General features: G+C 64.5%; 17 protein-coding genes, 1 pseudogene and 1 riboswitch. Of the genes and pseudogenes, 6 read left to right on the top strand and 12 right to left on the bottom strand.

From position 1 onward, the window contains the following. The first annotated feature begins 42 nt into the window (after nt 1-42). Nucleotides 43-336 (top strand): HdeA/HdeB family chaperone, encoded by a 294-nt coding sequence (locus ACVIGA_RS05995; protein WP_223970317.1) that lies wholly within the window; start codon nt 43-45, stop codon nt 334-336. A gap of 59 nt (nt 337-395) precedes the next feature. Here ACVIGA_RS05995 and ACVIGA_RS05990 read toward each other — a convergent pair whose 3' ends face one another. The 4 genes and pseudogenes from ACVIGA_RS05990 to ACVIGA_RS05975 form a co-directional block, all read right to left on the bottom strand. After that, the gene (locus tag ACVIGA_RS05990; RefSeq protein WP_456665655.1) at nt 396-857 is read right to left on the bottom strand and encodes a PaaI family thioesterase; all 462 of its coding nucleotides are present in this window, start codon (nt 855-857) and stop codon (nt 396-398) included. A gap of 163 nt (nt 858-1,020) precedes the next feature. Then, nucleotides 1,021-1,817 (bottom strand): annotated as a pseudogene (locus tag ACVIGA_RS05985) (formylglycine-generating enzyme family protein). 388 nt (nt 1,818-2,205) lie between these two features. Beyond that, nucleotides 2,206-3,681 (bottom strand): amidase, encoded by a 1,476-nt coding sequence (locus ACVIGA_RS05980; RefSeq protein ID WP_456665654.1) that lies wholly within the window; start codon nt 3,679-3,681, stop codon nt 2,206-2,208. Further along, nucleotides 3,678-3,992 carry a hypothetical protein gene (locus ACVIGA_RS05975; RefSeq protein ID WP_456665653.1) on the bottom strand — a complete coding sequence of 105 codons (315 nt, stop codon included), beginning with the start codon at nt 3,990-3,992 and terminating at the stop codon, nt 3,678-3,680. Before ACVIGA_RS05975 ends, ACVIGA_RS05980 begins: the two co-directional genes overlap by 4 nt. Nucleotides 3,993-4,080: 88 nt before the next feature. Here ACVIGA_RS05975 and ACVIGA_RS05970 point away from each other — a divergent pair, with 88 nt between their 5' ends. Beyond that, nucleotides 4,081-4,389, top strand: coding sequence for a hypothetical protein (locus ACVIGA_RS05970; protein WP_223970322.1), 309 nt, complete (start codon nt 4,081-4,083; stop codon nt 4,387-4,389). Nucleotides 4,390-4,586: 197 nt separating this feature from the next. After that, nucleotides 4,587-4,817, top strand: coding sequence for a hypothetical protein (locus ACVIGA_RS05965; protein ID WP_223970324.1), 231 nt, complete (start codon nt 4,587-4,589; stop codon nt 4,815-4,817). A 22-nt stretch (nt 4,818-4,839) separates the two neighbouring features. Here ACVIGA_RS05965 and ACVIGA_RS05960 read toward each other — a convergent pair whose 3' ends face one another. After that, nucleotides 4,840-5,046 carry a hypothetical protein gene (locus ACVIGA_RS05960; protein WP_456665652.1) on the bottom strand — a complete coding sequence of 69 codons (207 nt, stop codon included), beginning with the start codon at nt 5,044-5,046 and terminating at the stop codon, nt 4,840-4,842. 1,615 nt (nt 5,047-6,661) lie between these two features. On the opposite strand from ACVIGA_RS05960, the gene recA reads away from it, so the two are divergent. Then, nucleotides 6,662-7,750 (top strand): recombinase RecA, encoded by a 1,089-nt coding sequence (gene recA, locus ACVIGA_RS05955; protein WP_223970326.1) that lies wholly within the window; start codon nt 6,662-6,664, stop codon nt 7,748-7,750. Nucleotides 7,751-7,909: 159 nt separating this feature from the next. Here the strand turns inward: recA and ACVIGA_RS05950 are convergent, their stop codons facing one another. From ACVIGA_RS05950 to gcvT, 4 genes are all read right to left on the bottom strand, one after another. Then, entirely contained in the window at nt 7,910-8,347 is a 438-nt protein-coding gene (locus ACVIGA_RS05950) for an acyl-CoA thioesterase (RefSeq protein WP_456665651.1), read from the bottom strand. A gap of 181 nt (nt 8,348-8,528) precedes the next feature. Beyond that, on the bottom strand, nt 8,529-11,402 hold the full coding sequence (gene gcvP / locus ACVIGA_RS05945; protein ID WP_456665650.1) for an aminomethyl-transferring glycine dehydrogenase: 2,874 nt from the start codon (nt 11,400-11,402) through the stop codon (nt 8,529-8,531). A gap of 22 nt (nt 11,403-11,424) precedes the next feature. Continuing rightward, nucleotides 11,425-11,790, bottom strand: a complete 366-nt coding sequence (gcvH, locus tag ACVIGA_RS05940) for a glycine cleavage system protein GcvH (protein ID WP_223970335.1) — start codon at nt 11,788-11,790, stop codon at nt 11,425-11,427. 20 nt (nt 11,791-11,810) lie between these two features. Beyond that, nucleotides 11,811-12,956, bottom strand: coding sequence for a glycine cleavage system aminomethyltransferase GcvT (gene gcvT / locus ACVIGA_RS05935; protein ID WP_456665649.1), 1,146 nt, complete (start codon nt 12,954-12,956; stop codon nt 11,811-11,813). Nucleotides 12,957-13,097: 141 nt separating this feature from the next. Further along, nucleotides 13,098-13,186, bottom strand: a riboswitch (glycine riboswitch). A gap of 203 nt (nt 13,187-13,389) precedes the next feature. On the opposite strand from gcvT, the gene alaS reads away from it, so the two are divergent. Next, nucleotides 13,390-16,062, top strand: coding sequence for an alanine--tRNA ligase (gene alaS / locus ACVIGA_RS05930; protein WP_456665648.1), 2,673 nt, complete (start codon nt 13,390-13,392; stop codon nt 16,060-16,062). 11 nt (nt 16,063-16,073) lie between these two features. Further along, the gene (locus ACVIGA_RS05925) at nt 16,074-17,321 is read left to right on the top strand and encodes a cyclic nucleotide-gated ion channel (RefSeq protein ID WP_456670747.1); all 1,248 of its coding nucleotides are present in this window, start codon (nt 16,074-16,076) and stop codon (nt 17,319-17,321) included. Nucleotides 17,322-17,415: 94 nt separating this feature from the next. On the opposite strand, the gene ACVIGA_RS05920 is transcribed toward ACVIGA_RS05925, so the two are convergent. The 3 genes from ACVIGA_RS05920 to ACVIGA_RS05910 all read right to left on the bottom strand — a co-directional run bounded on the left by ACVIGA_RS05920 (nt 17,416) and on the right by ACVIGA_RS05910 (nt 21,089). Next, a complete protein-coding gene (locus tag ACVIGA_RS05920) occupies nt 17,416-17,916 on the bottom strand; it encodes a DUF3455 domain-containing protein (protein ID WP_456665647.1) in 501 nt (166 codons plus the stop codon). Nucleotides 17,917-17,952: 36 nt separating this feature from the next. After that, complete coding sequence (locus ACVIGA_RS05915) at nt 17,953-19,167, bottom strand: NADP-dependent isocitrate dehydrogenase (RefSeq protein ID WP_298374716.1); 1,215 nt, start codon at nt 19,165-19,167, stop codon at nt 17,953-17,955. A gap of 194 nt (nt 19,168-19,361) precedes the next feature. After that, nucleotides 19,362-21,089 (bottom strand): alpha/beta hydrolase family protein, encoded by a 1,728-nt coding sequence (locus tag ACVIGA_RS05910; protein WP_456665646.1) that lies wholly within the window; start codon nt 21,087-21,089, stop codon nt 19,362-19,364. Nucleotides 21,090-21,247: the final 158 nt, after the last annotated feature.

Here is a 21,247-nt window from a genome sequence, read left to right as displayed (position 1 = left end):
CGGCGCCTGTTCATTTTCAGATCATTGCCCATGGAGATTGCGATGAAGATCACTGCCTCGATCATGCTTGCTGCCGCACTCGCGCTGTCGTCGGCGCCGGCCAATGCCACCGTCCTCGATCTCTCGACCATGACCTGCAAGCAGTTCGTCGAAGGCGGCGACGACACCATCAAGATGGTGCTGGTCTGGATGGACGGCTGGTACAAGGGCGATTCCGACGAGGCGATCATCGACACCGACGTGTTCGTCGAGAACGCCAAGAAGTTCGGCACCTATTGCGGAAAGAACCCGACCATCAGCATCGTCAACGCCGCCGAGGCGGTGCTCGGGAAGTAAGCCTCTTGTTTGAGCATGAACTTTTCGGAAAACCGCTACGCACTTTTCCGGATCATGCTCTATCCCGGCAGCATCGCGAATGCGCTCGACACCATCGCCACCGGCTTGTTGTCGGCGGCGGAGGATAGCGTGACGCGGCCGAAGCTCATGGTGCGGCCGAGCCGGACCACGCGCGCGTCGGCCAGCACATCGGAGGCGGTCGCCGCGCGCATGAAATGCGTGGTCTGGTCGACCGTCGTCATCGGACGATAGCCCTTGTTGGCGGCGAGATTGGCCAGCACCATCGCAGTGTCGGCGAACGCCATCAGCGCCTGGCCGCAGACGATGCCGCCCTGGCGGCACAGCCGCTCGGAAAACGGCAAGCGCAGGATGGCGCCGGGCTGCCAGTCGGCATCGCCGCCCGCGGGCGGCGCGATGTCGAACTGCTCGATCGACAGATTGAGGTCCTGCACCCATGGCGCAAAGACGTCGCCGAGCACACGTTTCGCGTCGTCGATCCCGAATTCACCGGCCTGCTGCATGACGTTCCGTTCCCTCCGCTGATGTTCTTGTTTGCTGTTTATCTCCTAGAGCCTGTACTCACCAGTACCGGCTCTTGACGATAATCCGGAAGTCGCCCGATTGGGTCACGACCGCGGCTAATAGTCCAAAATGAGCTGTACAAGATTGAATTGTTGTCCCCGTTCACGGCAGCGTTCGAGCGACTCGAAATCCGATGTAGTTTGTGCGCTCATCGGGCTTTGCTCGGGTACGAAGAGCAGACCGCAGGACCCAAGGATGGTTTGTCCAGTTGCCTCCTCTCACCACGCGCAAATCGCATTTTCCGGTCGTCCACGCGCTGCCATCTTGCGGTGCTCCGGCATAAGTCTCGTGCCAGCAATCTCCATTCCATTCCGACGTACCGCCAAGTACATCCGACATGCCGAATGCATTGGCCTGAAAGCTGCCGGCCGGAGCCGGTTGTTGTTTATCCCATCGGCTGCCGCATCCGTCGCAGTCGGTATTTCCCGAACCTATGGAATCACCCCACCATCGCGCCGTCCGGGTACCGGATCGGGCCGCATATCCCATTCGGCTTCGCTCGGGAGTCGATATGGGTCATCGCTGCCCGAGCGCATGCGACCATGCAACTTGCCGTTCAACCAAGCGATATAGGCCTTCGCGTCTTGCCAACTGACACACACCGCGGGATCGCGATCCGTTTGCGGAAAGCCGGGGGTTTGCCACGCAGCTTCCGGCTTCACCGGATAACTGTGATCCGTCCAGAGCGTGCAGCCACCTTCCGTTAGATATCCGGTCTCACGCACAAAGGCTGCGAACTCGCCTCGCGTGACGCGGTACTTCCCCAGCGCGAACGGGCGGCTGATGCTGACCGAATGCTGGGGATGTTCGTACGCCATGTCTCTCTGTGCAAATTTGCGTTCATTGCTTGGCGCAACGGCCTCAGAGTCGCGCGCCGTTTCCTCGTCGGACGATCCCATAAGGAGGCTTCCCGCGGGGATCACGATCATCTCGGGGCAGTCAGAGCAGTCGCGAAACGTCTGGCCCGATTGCTGCACTTCGCCTTTCGATCCAGCGGCGGCCACCCCGACAAAAGCAATTGACGATGCCGAGACAAGCGCCGCTAACCAGATGCCCGGCAAATGCAACATTCGTATCATGACGGCCCCCGTTGAGGAGCGTCACATCGTTTGGCGCGAAACCAACCCAGAGAGTCGGGAAAACAAAAGAGACCAATCACAGGACATATTCCCGGTCTAGCGACCAAACATGCTTGCTGATGCAATGGTGCCAGACCCGCGCATCTCGCTCCTAGCCCAAGATCGCCTCAAGAGAGCGAAGCAGAGCCTACGAATCCGCATACGCGCCCTAGTTGCTCGTGACATGCACGCGCGGCGTCTTGCCGTCATTCCATTTGCCGTCGATCGCCCGTTCGATCTGGGCGGCGAGCTGCAGCAGCAGGCCGTCATCGGCCTGCTTGCCGATCGCCTGGATGCCGAGCGGCAGGCCGCGCTCGTTGGTCGCGAGCGGCAGCGAGATCGCCGGGATGCCGCAGAGATTGGCGAGCGGCGTGAAGGCGAAGTTGCGCCAGAGATTGCCGAACCAGTCCAGCACCGACGGGTTGTCGCTGATGGTGAGATATTCCGTGGTGCCGATCTTCGGCGTCGGTAGCGCGGTGATCGGCGTCAGGATGATGTCCCAATCCGCGAAGAAGGCGCCGAAGCCGCGCGCCGTGGTGTTGAACACGGCCTGCATGCGGGCGCGGTCGGCGAAGCTAAAGTCGCGGCCGTGCTCCCAGATGCGGATATTGATCGGCTCGATCAGGTCCGCCGGCGGCCGCGTCAGTCCGCGTGCCGCGAGCATATTGCCGATCACGACGGCGAAATTGCTGATGTAGCAGGTGGTCTGCGCCGCGAAGGCTTCCGCGTAGTCGATCGACGGCAGGGCGTAGTCGACCTGATGGCCGAGGCCCTCGAGGAAGCGGCCGACCCGCTCGAGCTCGGCTGCGATGTGCGGTGTCGCGCGATAGTCGCCCCAGGTGTGCGACAGCGCGATTCTGAGCCGGCCGGGGTCGCGCGCGATCATCGCGGTATAAGGCTCCGGCGGTGTCCAGAACGGCATGAACTCGCCAGGCGCCGGGCCACGGCAGGCATCGACGAAGGCTGCGGTGTCGCGCACCGAGCGCGACTGGCAGCCCTGGATCGAGACGAGGCCGGTGAGATCGGACAGATGCGGCGCGAGCGAGAACACGCCGCGCGACACTTTCAGCCCGATATTGCCGTTGACGCCGGCGGGGATCCGGATCGAGCCGCCGCCGTCGGTCGCATGCGCGATCGGAACGGCGCCCGCGGCAACCATCGCCGCGCTGCCGGCCGACGAGCCGCAGGTGGTGTAGTCGGTGTTCCAGGGATTGCGCGTGACATAGACTGCGGGGTTCTCGGCCGAGCTGCAGACCCCGAACTCCGGCGTGGTGGTGCGGCCGATCAGGTTGAGGCCGGCCTTGCGCAGCTTCGTGGTCAGGAAGGTGTCGGCTGCGGCGCGGTTGCCGCGCATCATCAGCGAGCCCATCTCCTGCAGTCGGCCCTTCAGCGTGGGGCCGAGATCCTTCATCAGGAAGGGCAGGCCGGCGAACGGGCCGTTGAGATCGGCGCCGTCGCGCGCGGGATCGGCGATCACGTCGTCGAACAGCTCGACCATGCCGGAGAGCGCGGGATCGACCTTGGCTGTGGCGGCGGCAGCCTGTGCCGCGAGCTCCCGCGGCGTCAGCTCGCCATTCCGGACCCGCTCGGCGAGCGCCGTCCCGTCATGACGCGTCCATTCGTCCCAGCTCATCGCCAAAGTCATTTCGATTCCTTTTCTGCTTTGTTGCGCAGTGTAGTTTGGGGGGCTGCCCGGTCAAACCCATCGCGCGACCGCTGCGCTCCGACGCGGCCCGCGCTGCTGTCCGACGCGCTTGCGCTGCGTTGCAAGCGCCGTGCCCGGCTTGAAAATGCCCCAGTTTTGGCGCCCAATTGCCCCTCGTCAGTGGTGGGGGCGTCCATGTTCCGCAGGTTGGTATTGCTGGGCGGCGCGATCGCGATCGGGCTTGCGCTCGGTAGCTGCACGCGATGCGGTCCGATCTGGGACGACTGGATGCAGTCGCCGAAATCCTGCAAGTCAGACCACCTCTAGGGCAGGGACGGGCGCTTGGCGGCGGCTTTCTTGCGGTGATATACCGCTGACGAAAATGCAAGGAGCGTTCTTATGAGAGTTTTGAGCGCAGTTGCGGTTGCGGTGCTGTTGTCGGCGCCGGCCTATGCGCAAATGCCGAACGTCAATCTGATGCCTGAGGTCAAGACCAAGACCCAGGACGAGAAGGATCGGGACGCGGTCAACGACCGGGCCTACAAGGACTCGCTGAGCAAGATTCCGGACGCCAAGGGATCCTCCGATCCCTGGGGCGCGGTGCGCAGCGATGCGCCGCCGAAGGCGGCAGCCCATCCTCCCGCCAAGCCGAAGACCAAGACGGGAAGCTCGGCGCAGCCCGGAAGCTCCGCGCAGCGCAGCCAGTAAGCCCCGTTCCTGCCGGCCTCGCCGGCTTCCCGCAGACTCGGATTCTTGTGACGCCGCCCCTATATTGGGGGCGTCGTCAGTTGGAGCGTTTTCGAGCGAAGTGGATACCGGTTCGCGTGAAGAAAACGCGTCAAAACTAGAATCTAGAGCCCGGTTCCGATTCAATCGGAACGGGGCTCTATTCCGGAGTTGCGGCAATGGTGTTGCGTCCGCGCGATCTCGCCAGCCGGATGGCCGCACGGCGCAAGCCGGATGACGGCTATCTGCGCGAGACCTTCAGCCTGCCGCGCGATCAAGCCCGCCTGCGGGCGCGCGACTTTCTCAAACGCTACCCGAAGGCCGCCTATATGAGCGCCGTCGAAAGCTGGCGCGAGCTGCCCGGCGGCGACATCGAGTTCACGATGCGGCGGCTGGCAAGCGCGGACTGAAGCCTGCCGGACGGACTGCGCCTCAGTCCTGATCGCGGTGCCCGCGGCTCCGTCCGAGCCCGAGGTTGTTCAGCTCGCGGTCGATCCGTAGCTGCACGCGGCGGATCGCCAACAGGTCGAGTTTTGCTTCGGTCTTGCCCATAAAGACCCGATCGCCGATCTGGAAACGCCATTTCCAGACGCCGGGCATGAGCTGCGTGACGCTGAATTCGACGCCCTTGTGGATCATCTGGAACGGTTCCGCGAATGGATGGCGGTCGTCGATATTTAAATCAAAGGTTGTAGCAATGATTAACACCCGTCCAAGGATGAAGTGAACCGTCGCGCCCGTTCGGACGTCGTTATGGATCCCGAAGGGGATCCGTTCGGCGGCGGCGCCGCCTTGCCTCGCGACACGCTATCGGTGCGCTGGGCCGGACTAGCCAATGTTACGAACACTGGCGGAACCCGAGTCTTCCCGTGAAGGCTACGTAGTTTTTGGGCGCGTCAGGAGGGGTACCAAGGTAGTATGCAGATTGTGCCAATCGTGATCCGGCCGCGCCAAATCCTTCGGTAACTCGTTGATAATGTGATGCAGTTGGGACGAGGGCAGTGCCGCCTGCTCGCGGAACTTTGTTCTGCCCCGGAGAACTACGGATCGCGCCGCGCCACGGCCCAGACGCTTCGATAATGGCTCCGTCAGCGCGCTTGGATCCGCCCCGGTTTCATTCAGGCCTATGCCTGACAGCACAACGCCGCCCGCTTGAAATGCTTGCGGACGGCGCTGGCCCTAGCCCCAGGAAGGTGTGCAAAATCCTGATAGCTGGAAGCCTATACAATTTGTGCCACAGGACATGTCCCAAATTGGCTATCACGGCGATCAATCCGGACCGCGCTGCCTCGGCGCTTCACCGCGTTGCCGTTGGCGCAGACGTCACGCAAAGGCGCGCCGGATAACTTGAACAAAGACCGCCGATTGAGGCGCCTCGGCAGCCAGTTGAGACCGCCTAAACAAAGCCATGCCGCCCGTTTGAAAATCTTACAGGCGGCATAGGCCTTCCAGCCCGAGAGGGTACGAACAAAATCCCGGATATTCCACGTTTAGAGTGCGATGGCCTCTTTACCTGCGGAGCCTACTCTCGAACGGTATCGGCCCCTCATATCGGCGCTCGCAAACCCGGCGACCGCAGCCAGTCGCTCAACTGTGAGGCGGTTTCGGCAAGACGCGCCTTGCGGATAAGGCGGGAGCGCTCGACGCCCGGGGGAGTGCCCCACGCCTCCTTCCGGAGCCGCTGTGCCTCGATGTTGAGACGCTCTTCAAGTGATTCTGTGTGCGTGAGACGCGGTCGCTTCATGACCATGGCGCGCTCCGTTCCGTTGGAGGAAGGCGGGAGCGCTACCGGGCGATCTCATCACCGATGACAGCCACGGGCGGGCGGTGATGGACTTACTGTGTACCTGTCTGGAAGGAATAGCGAGCTATCTGTTTCAGGCCTTTTGTCGCAACGCGTGGAACGAATGGCGATTTAAGGCGGGTGGAAGTTGTTCCGGCTGTAAAGCCTGGAAGAACAGATAGCGTCCCATGGAAAATGATGGGGCTAGAACATTTACTATGCCGTCTCGGTAGTCCTACTGAGAACATCAGCTAAGTCATGGTTTCTGTTCGTTTAATCCGCGCAACTATGAATCCGAAATCAAACCAGAACTCCGGGGCTTAAATACGGACAGCACCGACACGTCGGAAAGAACATATTGCGAACACAGAACAAACGTGGTACGAGATTCCTATCAACAAACGCGTTCCGCCCGATCTCATCGCCCGTTTTTCCCGCTAGCGAATCCCCGCCATAAGGAGCACATCCCAAATGTCCGCTACTGCACTGCGTATCGTCGAAGGATCCTCCATGGACAAGTCCAAGGCCCTCTCAGCCGCGCTCTCCCAGATCGAGCGTCAGTTCGGCAAGGGCTCGGTGATGAAGCTCGGCAAGAACGACCGTTCGATGGATGTCGAGACGGTGTCCTCGGGATCGCTGGGGCTCGACATTGCGCTCGGCGTCGGCGGCCTGCCGAAGGGACGTGTCGTCGAGATCTACGGGCCGGAATCGTCGGGCAAGACCACGCTGGCGCTGCACACCGTGGCGGAAGGCCAGAAAAAGGGCGGCATCTGCGCCTTCATCGACGCCGAACACGCGCTCGATCCGGTCTATGCGCGCAAGCTCGGCGTCAACATCGACGAGCTCCTGATTTCGCAGCCGGACACCGGCGAGCAGGCGCTGGAGATTTGCGACACGCTGGTGCGCTCTGGTGCGGTCGACGTGCTGGTGATCGATTCGGTTGCGGCGCTGGTGCCGAAGGCCGAGCTCGAGGGCGAGATGGGCGATGCGCTGCCGGGCCTGCAGGCGCGCCTGATGAGCCAGGCGCTGCGCAAGCTCACCGCCTCGATCAACAAGTCCCACACCATGGTGATCTTCATCAACCAGATCCGCATGAAGATCGGCGTGATGTACGGCTCGCCGGAGACCACCACCGGCGGCAACGCGCTGAAGTTCTATGCCTCGGTCCGTCTCGACATCCGCCGCATCGGCGCGATCAAGGAGCGCGACGAGGTGGTCGGCAACACCACCCGCGTCAAGGTGGTGAAGAACAAGCTGGCGCCGCCCTTCAAGCAGGTCGAATTCGACATCATGTACGGTGAGGGCGTCTCCAAGATGGGCGAAATCCTCGATCTCGGCGTCAAGGCCGGCATCGTCGAGAAGTCGGGCGCCTGGTTCTCCTATGACAGCCAGCGGCTCGGCCAGGGACGCGAGAACTCCAAGGCGTTCCTGAAGGCGAATCCCGACATCACCGCCAAGATCGAAACTGCGATCCGCCAGAACTCCGGCCTGATCGCCGAGCAGATCCTTGCCGGTACGCCCGAGCGCGATGCCGAAGGCGAAGAGCCCGCCGAGGAGTAAGCCGCAAGCATGATCCGGAAAAGTGCGAAGCGGTTTTCCGAGAGGATCATGCTCAAACGATCAAATCATTTCGCTGCAAGCGGGCGCTGAGGACGTTGAGTTGCCGACGTCTTCGGCGCCTGTTTGGTTTTGTGCAGCGTCGGAACCAATATCTGGCGCTTATCCGCGGGCCAGCGCCTTTTCCCGGCTCGCGATCAGCGCGCGGAGATCCTCCGTCACCGCGACCGATTGATGGGTCTTCTGGTCGGTCGCGACCCAGATGATTTCGCCGGTCGCGCGCAAATCCTCGGAGCTCTTGGCGAAGATCGCGAGGGTAAGCACGATCGAGGAACGGCCGATCCGTGCCACGCGCACGCAAACCTCGATGTCTTCGTCGAACCGGATCGGCGCCTTGTACTCGACGACTGATTTCACGGTGTGAAAGTCGATGCCGGTCCGCGCCACCTCGCCAAGATAGTCGTAGCCGAGTGCACGGAAATATTCCGTTATCGCGGTGTCGAAATAGGTCAGGTAGTGGGCGTTGAACACCACGGCTTGGGCGTCGACTTCGGAGTAGCGGACGCGAAACGGGAAATGAAACCAGAATTCCTCGCGCATGTTTCCTCCTGCCGCGGGCGGCCCTTGCTATCGTTGGTCTCGCGTCCGCTTCGACCGGTGCAGGTCGAGGACGAGCGAAACGCCGAATTCTTATCGTTGTAGATGCCAGGTTGAGCCGGAGGGCTCAACCTGCGCTTTGATATCCGGGCGACGCGCGCGCCTCCCGAGACACGTCGCCCGACTACTCCGCCGCCTGCGCGTAATCCTCGATCGGCGGGCACGAGCACACCAGATTGCGATCGCCGTAGACATTGTCGACGCGGCCGACCGGGCTCCAGTATTTGTCGGACCGTGATACGCCGGCCGGGAAGCAGCCCTCGGCGCGGGTGTAGGCCCGGCTCCAGGCGTCGTCGGCGATGTCGTGGACGGTGTGCGGCGCGTGGCGCAGCGGCGAGGCCTCGACCTTCCAGCGGCCCTTCTCGATCTCCGCGATCTCGCCCCGGATCGCGATCATGGCATCGCAGAAGCGGTCGATCTCGAACTTCGATTCCGATTCCGTCGGCTCGATCATCAGCGTACCCGCCACCGGGAAGCTCATGGTGGGCGCGTGGAAGCCGTAGTCGATCAGCCGCTTGGCGATGTCGTCGACGGTGACGCCGCTGGTTGTCTTCAGGGCGCGCGGGTCGATGATGCATTCATGCGCGACGCGATCCCGGGCATTGCGGTACAGCACCGGGAAGTGCGGCTGCAGCCGCGCGGCGATGTAATTGGCATTCAGGATCGCGATCTCCGTGGCGCGCGTGAGGCCTTCACCACCCATCATCAGGATGTAGATGTAGGAGATGGTCAGGATCGACGCCGAGCCGAACGGCGCGGCCGACACCGGGCCGATGGCGTGTGCTGTCGCGCCGTCAGTTGCGGGATGACCCGGCAGATAAGGCGCAAGATGCGCCTTCACGCCGATCGGGCCCATGCCGGGGCCACCGCCGCCATGCGGGATGCAGAAGGTCTTGTGCAGGTTGAGATGGCTGACGTCGGCGCCGTAGTCGCCGGGCCGCGACAGCCCGACCTGCGCGTTCATGTTGGCGCCGTCGAGATAGACCTGTCCGCCATGCGCATGCACGATGTCGCAGATCTCGCTGATATGCTCCTCGAACACGCCGTGGGTCGACGGATAGGTGATCATCACGGCGGCGAGATTGGCCGAATGCTTCTCCGCCTTGGCACGGAGATCGCTGACATCGACGTCGCCGCGCGCATCGCACGCCACCACCACGACATCCATGCCGACCATCGCGGCCGAGGCCGGATTGGTGCCGTGCGCGGAGGAGGGGATCAGGCACACCTTGCGGTGCGGCTCGCCGCGCGCGAGGTGATAGCCACGGATCGCCAGCAGCCCGGCATATTCGCCCTGCGCGCCGGAGTTCGGCTGCAGCGAGATCGCGTCATAGCCGGTGATGTCGCACAGCCACTGCTCCAGCCGCTTGAACAGCGCGTGATAGCCCTTGGCCTGATCTGAGGGGGCGAACGGATGCAGATTGCCGAACGCCGGCCAGGTCAGCGGGATCATCTCGGTGGTGGCGTTGAGCTTCATCGTGCAGGAGCCGAGCGGGATCATCGCGCGGTCGAGCGCGAGGTCGCGATCACTGAGCTTGCGCATGTAGCGCAGCAACTCGGTCTCCGAACGGTGGGTGTTGAACACCGGGTGGGTGAGGAAGGCGCTGGTGCGCCGCAGCTCCTTCGGCAGCGCCTCGCGCGCGGCCGCCTCGATCTCGGCAAAGCTGAGCTTGCCGCCGAACACGCGCCATACCGCCTCGACCGTCTCCGGCGTCGTGGTCTCGTCGAGCGCGATGCCGAGCGTGGTTGCGCCGATGCGCAGATTGATCCGCTCCGCCTGCGCGCGGGAGACGATCTCGATCTGCTTCGCGCCGACCTCGACGGTCACCGTATCGAAGAAGGCGTCGCTGGTCGGCGCAAAGCCGAGCTTGCGCAGGCCGGCGGCGAGCACGGTGGCGCGGCGATGCACGCCGCGTGCGATGTGGGTCAGGCCTTCGGGACCGTGATAGACCGCATACATCGAGGCGATCACGGCGAGCAGCACCTGCGCGGTGCAGATGTTGGAGGTCGCCTTCTCGCGGCGGATATGCTGCTCGCGGGTCTGCAGCGCCAGTCGGTAGGCCGGTGCACCGCGCGAATCCACCGAAAGCCCGACGATGCGGCCGGGCAACGAGCGCTTCAGCGTGTCGCGCACCGCCATGTAGGCGGCGTGCGGTCCGCCATACCCCATCGGCACGCCGAACCGCTGCGCCGAGCCGATTGCGATGTCGGCGCCGAGCTCACCGGGTGAGGTCAGCAGGGCCAGCGACAACAGATCCGCCGCGACGATCGCAAGCGCGCCCTTGGCGCGCAGCGATGCGATCGCCGGCCGGAGGTCGCGCACCGCGCCCGTCGTGCCCGGATATTGCAAGAGGGCACCGAGCACGTCGGCCTTGTCGAGCTCGGTCAGGGGATCGCCGACCACCAGCGCCCAGCCCAGCGGCGCGGCGCGCGTGCGCATCACCGCCAGCGTCTGCGGATGAACTTCCTTGTCGACGAAGAACACCTTCGCTTTCACCTGCGAGTGGCGCTCGGCGAGCGCCATCGCTTCGGCGGCCGCGGTCGCCTCGTCGAGCAGCGAGGCGTTGGCGACGTCGAGGCCGGTGAGATCGCAGATCATGGTCTGGAAGTTGAACAGGGCTTCGAGCCGGCCCTGGCTGATCTCCGGCTGATACGGCGTATAGGCGGTGTACCAGGCCGGGTTCTCCAGGATGTTGCGCTGGATCACCGCGGGCAGGATGGTGCCGGAATAGCCCTGGCCGATCAGCGAGGTGAACACCTGGTTCTGCGTGGCGAGCTCGCTCATATGCGCGAGCGCTTCGGTCTCGCTCAGTGCCCGGCCGAGATCGAGCGGCGCCTTCTGAAGGATCGACGCCGGCAGGGTCTCATTCATCAGCGCCTGCAGGCTCGCGGCGCCGACCGTTTCCAGCATCGCGTTGACGTCGCGCGGTGACGGTCCGATGTGGCGGCGGGCGAAATCGGTGGCAGCTTCGTTGATCGGCTTGAAGGGCGCGTTCATGACGTGGTCCTCGGCTTGATCCTCAGGCGGTGTGCGCGGCGTAGGCGGCCTCGTCCATCAGGCCGCCGAGCTCGCTCTTGTCGGCAATCTTCAGCTTGAAGAACCAGGCCTTGCCGCCGGCATCCGAATTGACCAGCGCGGGCTCGGCCGCGAGCGCCTCGTTGACCTCGACCACGTCGCCGGTGATCGGCGCGTAGACGTCGGAGGCGGCCTTGACGGATTCGACGACGGCGGCGGCCTCGGCCTTCTTCAGGCTGCGGCCGACCTTGGGCAGTTCGACAAACACGACGTCGCCAAGCTGCGATTGCGCGTAATCGGTGATCCCGATCGTGGCGACGTCGCCCTCGATGCGGAGCCATTCGTGGTCGGACGTGTACAGCGTCGTCATGGGGATCGATCCTTTGGCGTTTAGCGTTTGTAGGTATTGGGAACGAAGGGCGTGGCGGCGACCTTCAGCGGTAGCCGCTGGCCGCGCACTTCGGCAAAAACGGTCGTGTCGAGCGCGGAAAGCGATGTCGGCAGATAGCCCATCGCAACCGGTGCGTTGAGGCTCGGGCCGAAGCCGCCCGAGGTCACCTTGCCGATCTGCTCGGTCGAGGTCGGATCGGCAAACAGCATGGCACCTTCGCGCACCGGCGCGCGGCCGTCGGGCTTCAACCCGACGCGGCGGCGGGAAGCGCCTTGTGCGAACTGGGTGAGAATCTTGTCGGCGCCGGGGAAGCCGCCGGCGCGGGCGCCGCCACTGCGGCGGACCTTCTGCACCGACCATTCCAGCGCGCCTTCGACCGGCGTCGTCGTGGTGTCGATATCGTGGCCATAGAGGCAAAGCCCGGCTTCGAGCCGCAGGCTGTCGCGCGCGCCGAGCCCGATCGGCAGCACGTCGGGATTGTCCAGCAGCGCGGTGACCAGGGCTTCCGCCTTGTCGGCGGGCACGGAAATCTCAAAGCCGTCCTCGCCGGTATAGCCGGAGCGCGAGACGAAGCAGTCGATGTCGGCGACGCGGCGCGGTCCGGCGTCCATGAATTTCATCGAACTGACATCTGGGCAAAGTTTCGCCAGCGCCGACTCGGCTTTCGGCCCCTGCAGCGCGATCAGCGCGCGGTCGGCCAGCGACACGATCTCGCAAGCTTCGGAGAGATGCGCGCGCAGATGCGCCTCGTCCTCGGCCTTGCAGGCGGCGTTGACCACCAGAAACAGGTGATCGCCGAAATTCGCCACCATCAGATCGTCGAGCAGGCCGCCGTCGTCGTTGGTGAATTGCGCGTAGCGCTGCCGTCCCGGCGCGATGCCGACGATGTCCTGCGGCACCAGTTTTTCCAGCGCGAGTGCCGCGTCACCGACCTTACCGGATTTGGCCTTCAGCACGAGCTGTCCCATGTGGGACACGTCGAACAGGCCTGCGTCCTTGCGGGTGTGCAGGTGCTCCTTCATCACGCCGGCCGTGTATTGCACCGGCATGTCGTAGCCGGCGAAGGGCACCATCTTGGCGCCGCGCGCCAGATGCAGCGCGTGCAGCGGGGTCTGTTTCAGCGGAGAGGTTTCGCGCGCAAGCATCACAGGGCCCTCGCGGTTCCCGCCGGGGACCTATTTCCCCTTGAGAAACCTGCAGAAAGCCCCATCTGTCGCTGTGCCTGAGAGTATTATCCCGTCGGCGGGCGCGTCGGGGAGAACCCCAGCGCCTCTTTCCAGATGTCAGACGTCACGCGGTCCTTTTGCCTGAGAGTTTCCGGGGCGGTTGCTCCTTCGGCGCCGGCGGTAAGGCCGGTCTCTCCCGACGTGACGGGGTAACAGGTAGGTAGAAAACACGGCGCCACCAAGACTGTCAACGCAGCTGCAACAACTATCCAATGGGCTTTGTGCTGCCGCGGCAAGCCCATGATCTGCCTGCACAGTTTCTGGACACCGCAGCTGGCAATGTCTAAAAGCGTTCGGCCGGAAAATGACGCCTTTTTGCGGCTGGCCGGCCCCTTTTTCCGATTGGATGAACATGAGCAGCGTCAACGACATCAGGTCGACATTTCTGAACTTCTTCAAGGAGAACGGCCACGAGATCGTGGCGTCGTCGCCGCTGGTTCCGCGCAACGACCCGACCCTGATGTTCACCAATGCCGGCATGGTGCAGTTCAAGAACGTCTTCACCGGCGTCGAGAAGCGCGGCTATCAGCGCGCCACGACGTCGCAGAAGTGCGTCCGCGCCGGCGGCAAGCATAACGACCTCGACAATGTCGGCTACACCGCGCGCCATCTCACCTTCTTCGAGATGCTCGGCAACTTCTCGTTCGGCGACTACTTCAAGGAGCGCGCGATCGAGCTCGCCTGGAATCTGATCACCAAGGATTTCGGGCTGAAGAAGGACAAGCTGCTCGTCACCGTCTACCACACCGACGACGAGGCGGCCGGTTACTGGAAGAAGATCGCGGGGGTCTCGGATGACCGCATCATCCGCATCCCGACCTCGGACAATTTCTGGGCGATGGGTGATACCGGCCCGTGCGGTCCGTGCTCGGAGATCTTCATCGATCGCGGCGAGCATATCTGGGGCGGACCTCCGGGCAGCCCGGAGGAGGATGGCGATCGCTTCCTCGAATTCTGGAATCTGGTGTTCATGCAGTACGAGCAGGTGACGAAGGAGGAGCGCGTGGCGCTGCCGCGTCCCTCGATCGACACCGGCATGGGGCTGGAGCGCATGGCCTGCATCCTGCAGGGCGTCGAGAGCGTGTTCGAGACCGATCTGTTCCGCCATCTGATCGATGCGGCCGCTTCGGCCCTCGGCCATGGGCCGAACGCGCAGAACGTGGCGTCGTACCGGGTGATGGCCGACCATCTGCGCTCCTCGGCGTTCCTGATCGCGGACGGCGTGCTGCCGTCGAACGAAGGCCGCGGCTACGTGCTGCGCCGGATCATGCGCCGCGCGATGCGCCACGCGCAGTTGCTCGGCGCAAGCGAGCCGCTGATGCATCGTCTGGTCTGGGCGCTGGTCCGCGAGATGGGCCAGGCCTATCCGGACCTGGTGCGCGCGGAGAAGCTGATCGAGGAGACGCTGCAGCTGGAAGAGACCCGCTTCCGCAAGACGCTGGTGCGGGGACTATCGATCCTCGACGAGAAGAGCGCCGGCCTCAAGAAGGGCGACATGTTCGACGGCGACACCGCGTTCACGCTGTACGACACCTACGGTTTCCCGCTGGACCTGACACAGGATGCGCTGAAGTCGCGCGGCATCAGCGTCGACCAGGCCTCGTTCACCGACGCGATGAACCGCCAGCGCGAGAAGGCGCGCGCCTCCTGGGCCGGCTCTGGTGAGGCGGCGACCGAGACGATCTGGTTCCCGCTGCGCGAGAAGCTCGGCGCAACCGAATTCCTCGGCTACGAGACCGAGAGCGCGGAAGGCGTCGTGACGGCGCTGGTCAAGGACGGCGCCGAGGTTGACGGCCTCAAGGCCGGCGAGAGCGGCGCGATCGTGCTGAACCAGACGCCATTCTATGCGGAGTCCGGTGGTCAGGTCGGCGACGTCGGCATTCTCACGGGCGAGGGCGTCAAGTTCCGCGTCACCGACATGCAGAAGAAGGCCGGCGACCTGTTCGTGCATGTCGGCACGGTGGAGCAGGGCACGCTGAACGTCGGCACGGCCTTGCAGCTCGAGGTCGACCACACGAGGCGTTCGTCGATCCGCGCCAACCACTCGGCGACGCATCTGCTGCACGAGGCGCTGCGCCAGGTGCTCGGCGATCACATCGCGCAGCGCGGTTCCCTGGTCGCGCCCGATCGCCTGCGCTTCGATTTCGTGCATCCGAAGCCGATCACGCCGGAAGAGCTCGCCCGGGTCGAGGACATCGCCAACGACGTCGTGCTCGAGAATGACGAGGTCACGACCCGCATCATGGGTGTCGACGATGCCCGCGAGGCCGGTGCGCGCGCGCTGTTCGGCGAGAAATACGGTGACGAGGTTCGGGTCGTCTCGATGGGCAAGAGCGCCCGCGAGCACGGCCAGAACGCGCTTGGCTGGTCGGTCGAGCTCTGCGGCGGCACCCATGTCCGCCGCACCGGCGATATCGGCCTGATTTCGGTGACCGGCGAGAGCGCAGTCGCCTCCGGCGTCCGCCGCATCGAGGCGCTGACCGGGCATCATGCGCGCAAGCACGCCAATGATACCATGACGCTGGCGAAGGCCGCGGCGGCCGAGCTGCGGACCTCGATCGAGGACGTGCCGGCGCGCATTGCAGCCCTGATGGAGGAGCGCAAGAAGCTCGAGCGCGACCTGTCGGATGCCCGCAAGAAGCTCGCGATGGGCGGCGGTTCGTCGTCGAACGGTGCCGCCTCCGGCGTTCGCGAGGTCGGCAACGTCAAGCTGCTCGCACGCGCGGTCGAGGGCGTCGAGACCAAGGACCTGAAGAGCCTCGTCGACGACGGCAAGAAGCAGATCGGCTCCGGCGTGGTCGCGATCGTCGGCGTCACCGAGGACGGCAAGGCCGGCATCGTGGTCGGCGTAACCGCCGACCTGACCTCGCGCTTCAACGCGGTCGAGTTGGTGCGCAAGGGCTCCGAGGTGCTCGGCGGCAAGGGCGGCGGCGGCCGGCCCGACATGGCGCAGGCCGGCGGCCCCGACGGCGCCAAGGCGGACGCCGCGCTGTCGGCAATTGAACAAGCGATGGCCGGCGCCTGACGGAGAGGCTGATCGTGGCGACGGCTCCGCTCAAGCCCACGATCAGCGATCCCGGGCTGCGCGAGCGTCTCTACGAGCTGCTCGAGCAGGACCACCTGCCATATTCGGTCGGCTCGCGCTTCGTCCGGCTCGTCGTCGCGATCATCACCGTCGATGTGCTGGCCGCGATCCTGGCGTCGGTGCCGGAGATCGATGCGCAGTTCGGGTGGCTGTTCACAGCGATCGAGATCGCCGCCGTTATCGCCTTCGCGCTGGAATATGCCGCGCGGCTCTGGAGTGTGGTCGGCCGCTCGCTGCGCGACATGACGCCGTTGCAGGCACGGCTGGAATACGCCTTCTCGGCGCTCGGCGTCATCGACCTGCTCGCCTTCCTGCCGTCGGCCATCGCGCTTGCGATCGGTGACAAGACCGCGCTGGTGCTGTTCGGCATGCTGCCATTCCTGAAGCTGGTGCGGTATTCGACCGCGATGCGCTCGCTGCTGGCGGCGCTGCATGCCGAGCGGCGCACGCTGTTCGGCTGCGTCGTGATCCTGACCGGTGCGGTGCTGCTGTTCGCCGCGCTGCTCTATGCCATCGAGCACAAGGTGCAGCCGGACAAGTTCGGCACCATGCCGCAGGCGATGTGGTGGGCGATCGTGACGCTCGGCACCGTCGGTTACGGCGACGTCGTGCCGGTGACGCCGCTCGGCCGCATCGTCACGGTGGTTGCGATCGTGGTCGGCTTTGCGATGATCGCGCTGCCCGTCGCGATCGTCTCGACTGCGTTCGCCGACGAGGTGCGGCGCCGCGACTTCGTCGTGACCTGGGGCATGCTGGCGCGGGTGCCGCTGTTCTCGCACCTCAACGCCGCCGACATCGCCGACATCATGCGGCTGTTGCGGTCACAGACCATCGAGGCAGGCGAGGTGCTGGTGCGGCGCGGCGATGCGGCGTCGTCGATGTATTTCATCACCGCCGGCGAGGTCGAGATCGACCTGCCGAGCCAGCGGGTGCGGCTTGCCGACGGCGCGTTCTTCGGCGAGATCGCGCTGCTCCGGCGGACCAACCGTTCCGGCACAGTGACGATGCGGAAGACCAAGCTGCTGCTGCTCGATGCGCAGGACTTCCATGCCCTGATCGAGCGGATGCCGGCGCTCGCCGCCCATGTCAGGGAGACGGCGGAGGTGCGGCTCGCCGATCCGCTCACCGCCGGTGGTGACCTTGCCGCCAGCGAGATCGCCCAGGCGCCGCACGAGACCGACGGCGGCATCCGCGACTAAAGCCTCGTTCCGATCAAATCGGAACGAGGCTTTAGATTCCTCTTTTGACGCGTTTTCTTCACGTGAACCGGTACCCACTTCGCTTGAAAACGCTCTAGTCGCGGCGCAGGAACACGTAATCCGCCGAATACGCCGCGCTCTTCAACGCGCCTGATTTGTCGCAGGCGCCGCTGACTTCGCCGCCCGAGGTGTTGATCCGCTGCACGGTGGCGACGCTCGTGAGCAGGCCGTTGCCGCGGTGGGCGATCACCTCGAGCTTCAGCCAGGGAATGTCAGCTGACGTTGCGCCGGGCGCGCTGCCAGCGGTGCGGGCGGTCACGGCGCTGCCGTCGACATGCTCCCAGTTCGGGCCGGCATAGTGCCGGCCGACGGTGCGGCCACCGGCGATTAGGGTGGCGACTGGTTCGCGGAACGACCAGGCGAACTTGCCGTCGGTGACCGGCTTGCACTCATAGACCTGCACGCCCTCGGCATGGACGGTGAGGACCGCGGTCTCGTCGGGCGCCGCGACGACGTCGGGCAGGGGATCGGCAGCGAGTGCCGCCGATCCGGTCAGCAACAAGGATGCGAGCGTCACCCGGCCGAGAAGGGTCATGGTCACGCTCGCTATTGTGTCCGGAAACAGCGGCCGTCAGGCCGCCATCGCCTTCCCGAGATTGTCGGCGACCTTGTCGAGGAAGCCGGTGGTCGAGAGCCAGCGCTGGTCGGCGCCGACCAGGAGCGCGAGGTCCTTGGTCATGTAGCCCTCTTCGACGGTCGCGACGCAGACCTTCTCCAGCGTGGTGGCGAACTTCGCCAGCGCCTCGTTGTTGTCGAGCTTGGCACGGTGGGCGAGGCCACGGGTCCAGGCGAAGATCGACGCGATCGAGTTGGTCGAGGTCTCCTTGCCCTTCTGATGCTCGCGGTAGTGGCGGGTCACGGTGCCGTGGGCGGCTTCGGCTTCCACCGTCTTGCCGTCCGGGGTGAGCAGCACAGAGGTCATCAGGCCGAGGGAGCCGTAGCCCTGGGCCACGGTGTCGGACTGCACGTCGCCGTCATAGTTCTTGCAGGCCCAGACATAGCCGCCGGACCATTTCAGCGCCGAGGCCACCATGTCGTCGATCAGGCGGTGCTCGTAGGTCAGGCCCTTGGCCTCGAATTCCTTCTTGAACTCGCGGTCGTAGATGTCCTGGAAGATGTCCTTGAAGCGGCCGTCATAGACCTTCAGAATCGTGTTCTTGGTCGAGAGGTAGACCGGGTAGTTGCGCAGCAGGCCGTAATTGAGCGAGGCGCGGGCGAAATCGATGATGGAGTCGTCGAGATTGTACATCTCCATCGCGACGCCGGCGCCGGGCGCCTTGAACACTTCCCGCTCGATCACGGTGCCGTCTTCGCCGACGAACTTCAGCGACAGCGTGCCCTTGCCCGGGAACTTGATGTCGGTGGCGCGGTACTGGTCACCATAGGCGTGGCGGCCGATGATGATCGGCTTGGTCCAGCCGGGAACCAGGCGCGGCACGTTCTTGCAGATGATCGGCTCGCGGAAGATCACGCCGCCGAGGATGTTGCGGATGGTGCCGTTCGGCGACTTCCACATCTGCTTCAGGCCGAACTCCTTCACCCGGGCCTCGTCGGGGGTGATGGTGGCGCATTTGACGCCGACGCCGACCTTCTTGATGGCTTCGGCCGCGTCGATGGTCACCTGGTCATTGGTCTCATCGCGGTATTCCATGCCCAGATCGAAATAGAGCAGTTCGACATCCAGGAACGGGTTGATCAGCTTGTCCTTGATGTACTGCCAGATGATCCGGGTCATCTCGTCGCCATCGAGCTCGACGACGGGGTTGGATACCTTGATTTTAGCCATGACGGGGAGGCCCTCTTGGGAACGGCGCGCTTTTGACGGCGGGGGTGGAAAATACGCCTGCGCTATAGCACCGCCCGCGGACGGGCGGAAGCGCACCGGTTATGCACTTTCAGCCCATCTTTTCACCGAGAACCGCCATTCTGACGGCGGCTCTCGCTCCTTGTCCTGGGCGGGTTTTCCTCGCCTGGACCCCTCTAAAACGGGACCTGCGTCGCGGTCCCGGCCACGATGTACCAAGTCACGAACAGGCCCGCGATCAGAGCCCCCGGCAGGCTCGATCCGGTCCGCCGCCAGGTGAAGGTCGCGATCACGCCGACGATCGCCAGAAGCGGCACGAACTGGATCGCGACAATGGTCGAGAGCGGCACGAATCCAGGGTCCGGGATCGGGTTGAACAGGTTACCGGTCAGCCATAGCGTGCCGTATTGCAGCACCAGCAACACGATGAAACCGAGCGTCAGCGCCAGGATGTTGGTCAGATAGAGCGCGCCGCGCGGCGCGCCCATGGTCGAGAAATTCCGGTGCAGCACGTGCAGCGCCACCACGAAAAATGCCGTGAACGGAATCAGATAGATCAGGAAGATGAGGAATTGCTTCGCGCTCATCAATTTGAGTGCGACGATCCAGAATCTGAAGTCGATCTTGAAGGCGAGGTCGGCGAGCCAGAGCGCGGCGTAGCCCACCGCAACCGAGGCCACCGCGATCACGACGGATTGACCGACGAGGCCGGCCCGGCTGGTGCGCTTCGGGGCGAACCACATCAGGGCCAGCGTGATCAGGCCGTTGATGACGGCCCAGACCAGGATCTGGTTGGTGATGCCCTGTGGCAGGAACGCGCTCGGGGTCACGAAGGCGCCGCCCAGCGCAAAGGCCGGGTAATAAGTCAGCGCCGGGATGAAGGCCGACAGGATGAACGCCGTGGTCCAGCGCCGGCCTTTGGCGGCCTCGTGCGGCGGCATGGTGCCGTCGGCAACCGCCGGCAGCCGCAGGCGGGAGAACATCGGTGCCTCCAGCAACTCGTCGAACGTCCCGATCATGAGCGCCACGAAGCCGATCAGCGCGATCAGGGTGCCGAGCTCCTTGCGGAACCAGATCTGGTCGTCGACCGGACGAGGGGTGCCGCCCTTCAATGTCTTGGCGAACCAGTCGAGGCTGTAGCCGATCGCCTCATGCGAGATGTGCTCGGCAGGATGGGTCATCGCGGGGGTGTACAGCACTCGCGCGGTGCCGTTGGCCGGATCGCCATACACCTTGCCCGGCTCGACCGCGCCTTGCGTGCCGAACAGCGCCCAGAGCTTCGGGCTCTTGGTGACGTCGCGGGCGAGGTCGACGCCCCACATCAGCTCGGGGAATTCCTCGTACTGGGCGAACACCAGCGCAGTGTTGCGCGGCCATGTCGCGGTGCCCTCGGCGGCGAACGGCTTGCCGGTCGACGAGCCCTCCAGCACCATCGATTTGTAGTCGTTGGGCTGAGCTGCGGCAGCCGCCAGCACGGTCCAGCCACCCATCGAATGGCCCTCGAGCCCGATGTTCTCCTTATCGACGAAGGGCAGGCTGCGCAGATAGGCAAGGCCGTCAGGTCCGCCAAAACCGTTGGCGAAGGAGGGCGGGTCGCTATAGCCGTGGCCGGTCTGGTCGAGCGCCAGCACCACATAGCCGCGGCGCGCGAACTCGATGGCGAAGCCGTCCTGGGTCTCGCGCGAATTGATGTAGCCGTGCACGGCGAGGATGCCGGGTGCCGGGATCTGCGGCGTCGCGTTCGGCGGGACGTAGAGCAGGGCGCTCATGGTGTTGCCCTTGGCGCCCTTGAACCTGACATCCTCGATCCGGATGCCGCCTGCGGTCTGCGTGAGGTGGGCGAGCAGGCCCCCCGCCACGATCAAGACCACGCCCACAATCGCCAGCGTCCATCTGCCCCGCATCGTCGTCCCCCAGTGCTTCGACCCAAGTGCCTCGCCGTTCAACCGGCGTCTCAAGCGTGCCTTTACAGCTTCGCTTTGGTTGTGGTTGATAGCCTATCCGAAGGCCAAGCGCGCGCAAGCGGCAGTCCTCGCTTCCTGCGATTGGGATTCCGATTGAG

Source organism: Bradyrhizobium sp. USDA 3240 (assembly GCF_054063295.1).
Note: the sequence above shows the minus strand (reverse complement) of the source record. Positions and strands in the feature narration are given on the sequence as shown.

Excerpts from the sequence above, each read along its gene's own strand:
- ACVIGA_RS05995 (WP_223970317.1), top strand. The coding sequence starts at position 43 with ATGAAGATCACTGCCTCGATCATGCTTGCTGCCGCACTCGCGCTGTCG.
- ACVIGA_RS05990 (WP_456665655.1), bottom strand. The coding sequence starts at position 857 with ATGCAGCAGGCCGGTGAATTCGGGATCGACGACGCGAAACGTGTGCTC.
- ACVIGA_RS05980 (WP_456665654.1), bottom strand. The coding sequence starts at position 3,681 with ATGACTTTGGCGATGAGCTGGGACGAATGGACGCGTCATGACGGGACG.
- ACVIGA_RS05970 (WP_223970322.1), top strand. The coding sequence starts at position 4,081 with ATGAGAGTTTTGAGCGCAGTTGCGGTTGCGGTGCTGTTGTCGGCGCCG.
- ACVIGA_RS05965 (WP_223970324.1), top strand. The coding sequence starts at position 4,587 with ATGGTGTTGCGTCCGCGCGATCTCGCCAGCCGGATGGCCGCACGGCGC.
- ACVIGA_RS05960 (WP_456665652.1), bottom strand. The coding sequence starts at position 5,046 with ATGATCCACAAGGGCGTCGAATTCAGCGTCACGCAGCTCATGCCCGGC.
- recA (WP_223970326.1), top strand. The coding sequence starts at position 6,662 with ATGTCCGCTACTGCACTGCGTATCGTCGAAGGATCCTCCATGGACAAG.
- ACVIGA_RS05950 (WP_456665651.1), bottom strand. The coding sequence starts at position 8,347 with ATGCGCGAGGAATTCTGGTTTCATTTCCCGTTTCGCGTCCGCTACTCC.
- gcvP (WP_456665650.1), bottom strand. The coding sequence starts at position 11,402 with ATGAACGCGCCCTTCAAGCCGATCAACGAAGCTGCCACCGATTTCGCC.
- gcvH (WP_223970335.1), bottom strand. The coding sequence starts at position 11,790 with ATGACGACGCTGTACACGTCCGACCACGAATGGCTCCGCATCGAGGGC.
- gcvT (WP_456665649.1), bottom strand. The coding sequence starts at position 12,956 with ATGCTTGCGCGCGAAACCTCTCCGCTGAAACAGACCCCGCTGCACGCG.
- alaS (WP_456665648.1), top strand. The coding sequence starts at position 13,390 with ATGAGCAGCGTCAACGACATCAGGTCGACATTTCTGAACTTCTTCAAG.
- ACVIGA_RS05920 (WP_456665647.1), bottom strand. The coding sequence starts at position 17,916 with ATGACCCTTCTCGGCCGGGTGACGCTCGCATCCTTGTTGCTGACCGGA.
- ACVIGA_RS05915 (WP_298374716.1), bottom strand. The coding sequence starts at position 19,167 with ATGGCTAAAATCAAGGTATCCAACCCCGTCGTCGAGCTCGATGGCGAC.
- ACVIGA_RS05910 (WP_456665646.1), bottom strand. The coding sequence starts at position 21,089 with ATGCGGGGCAGATGGACGCTGGCGATTGTGGGCGTGGTCTTGATCGTG.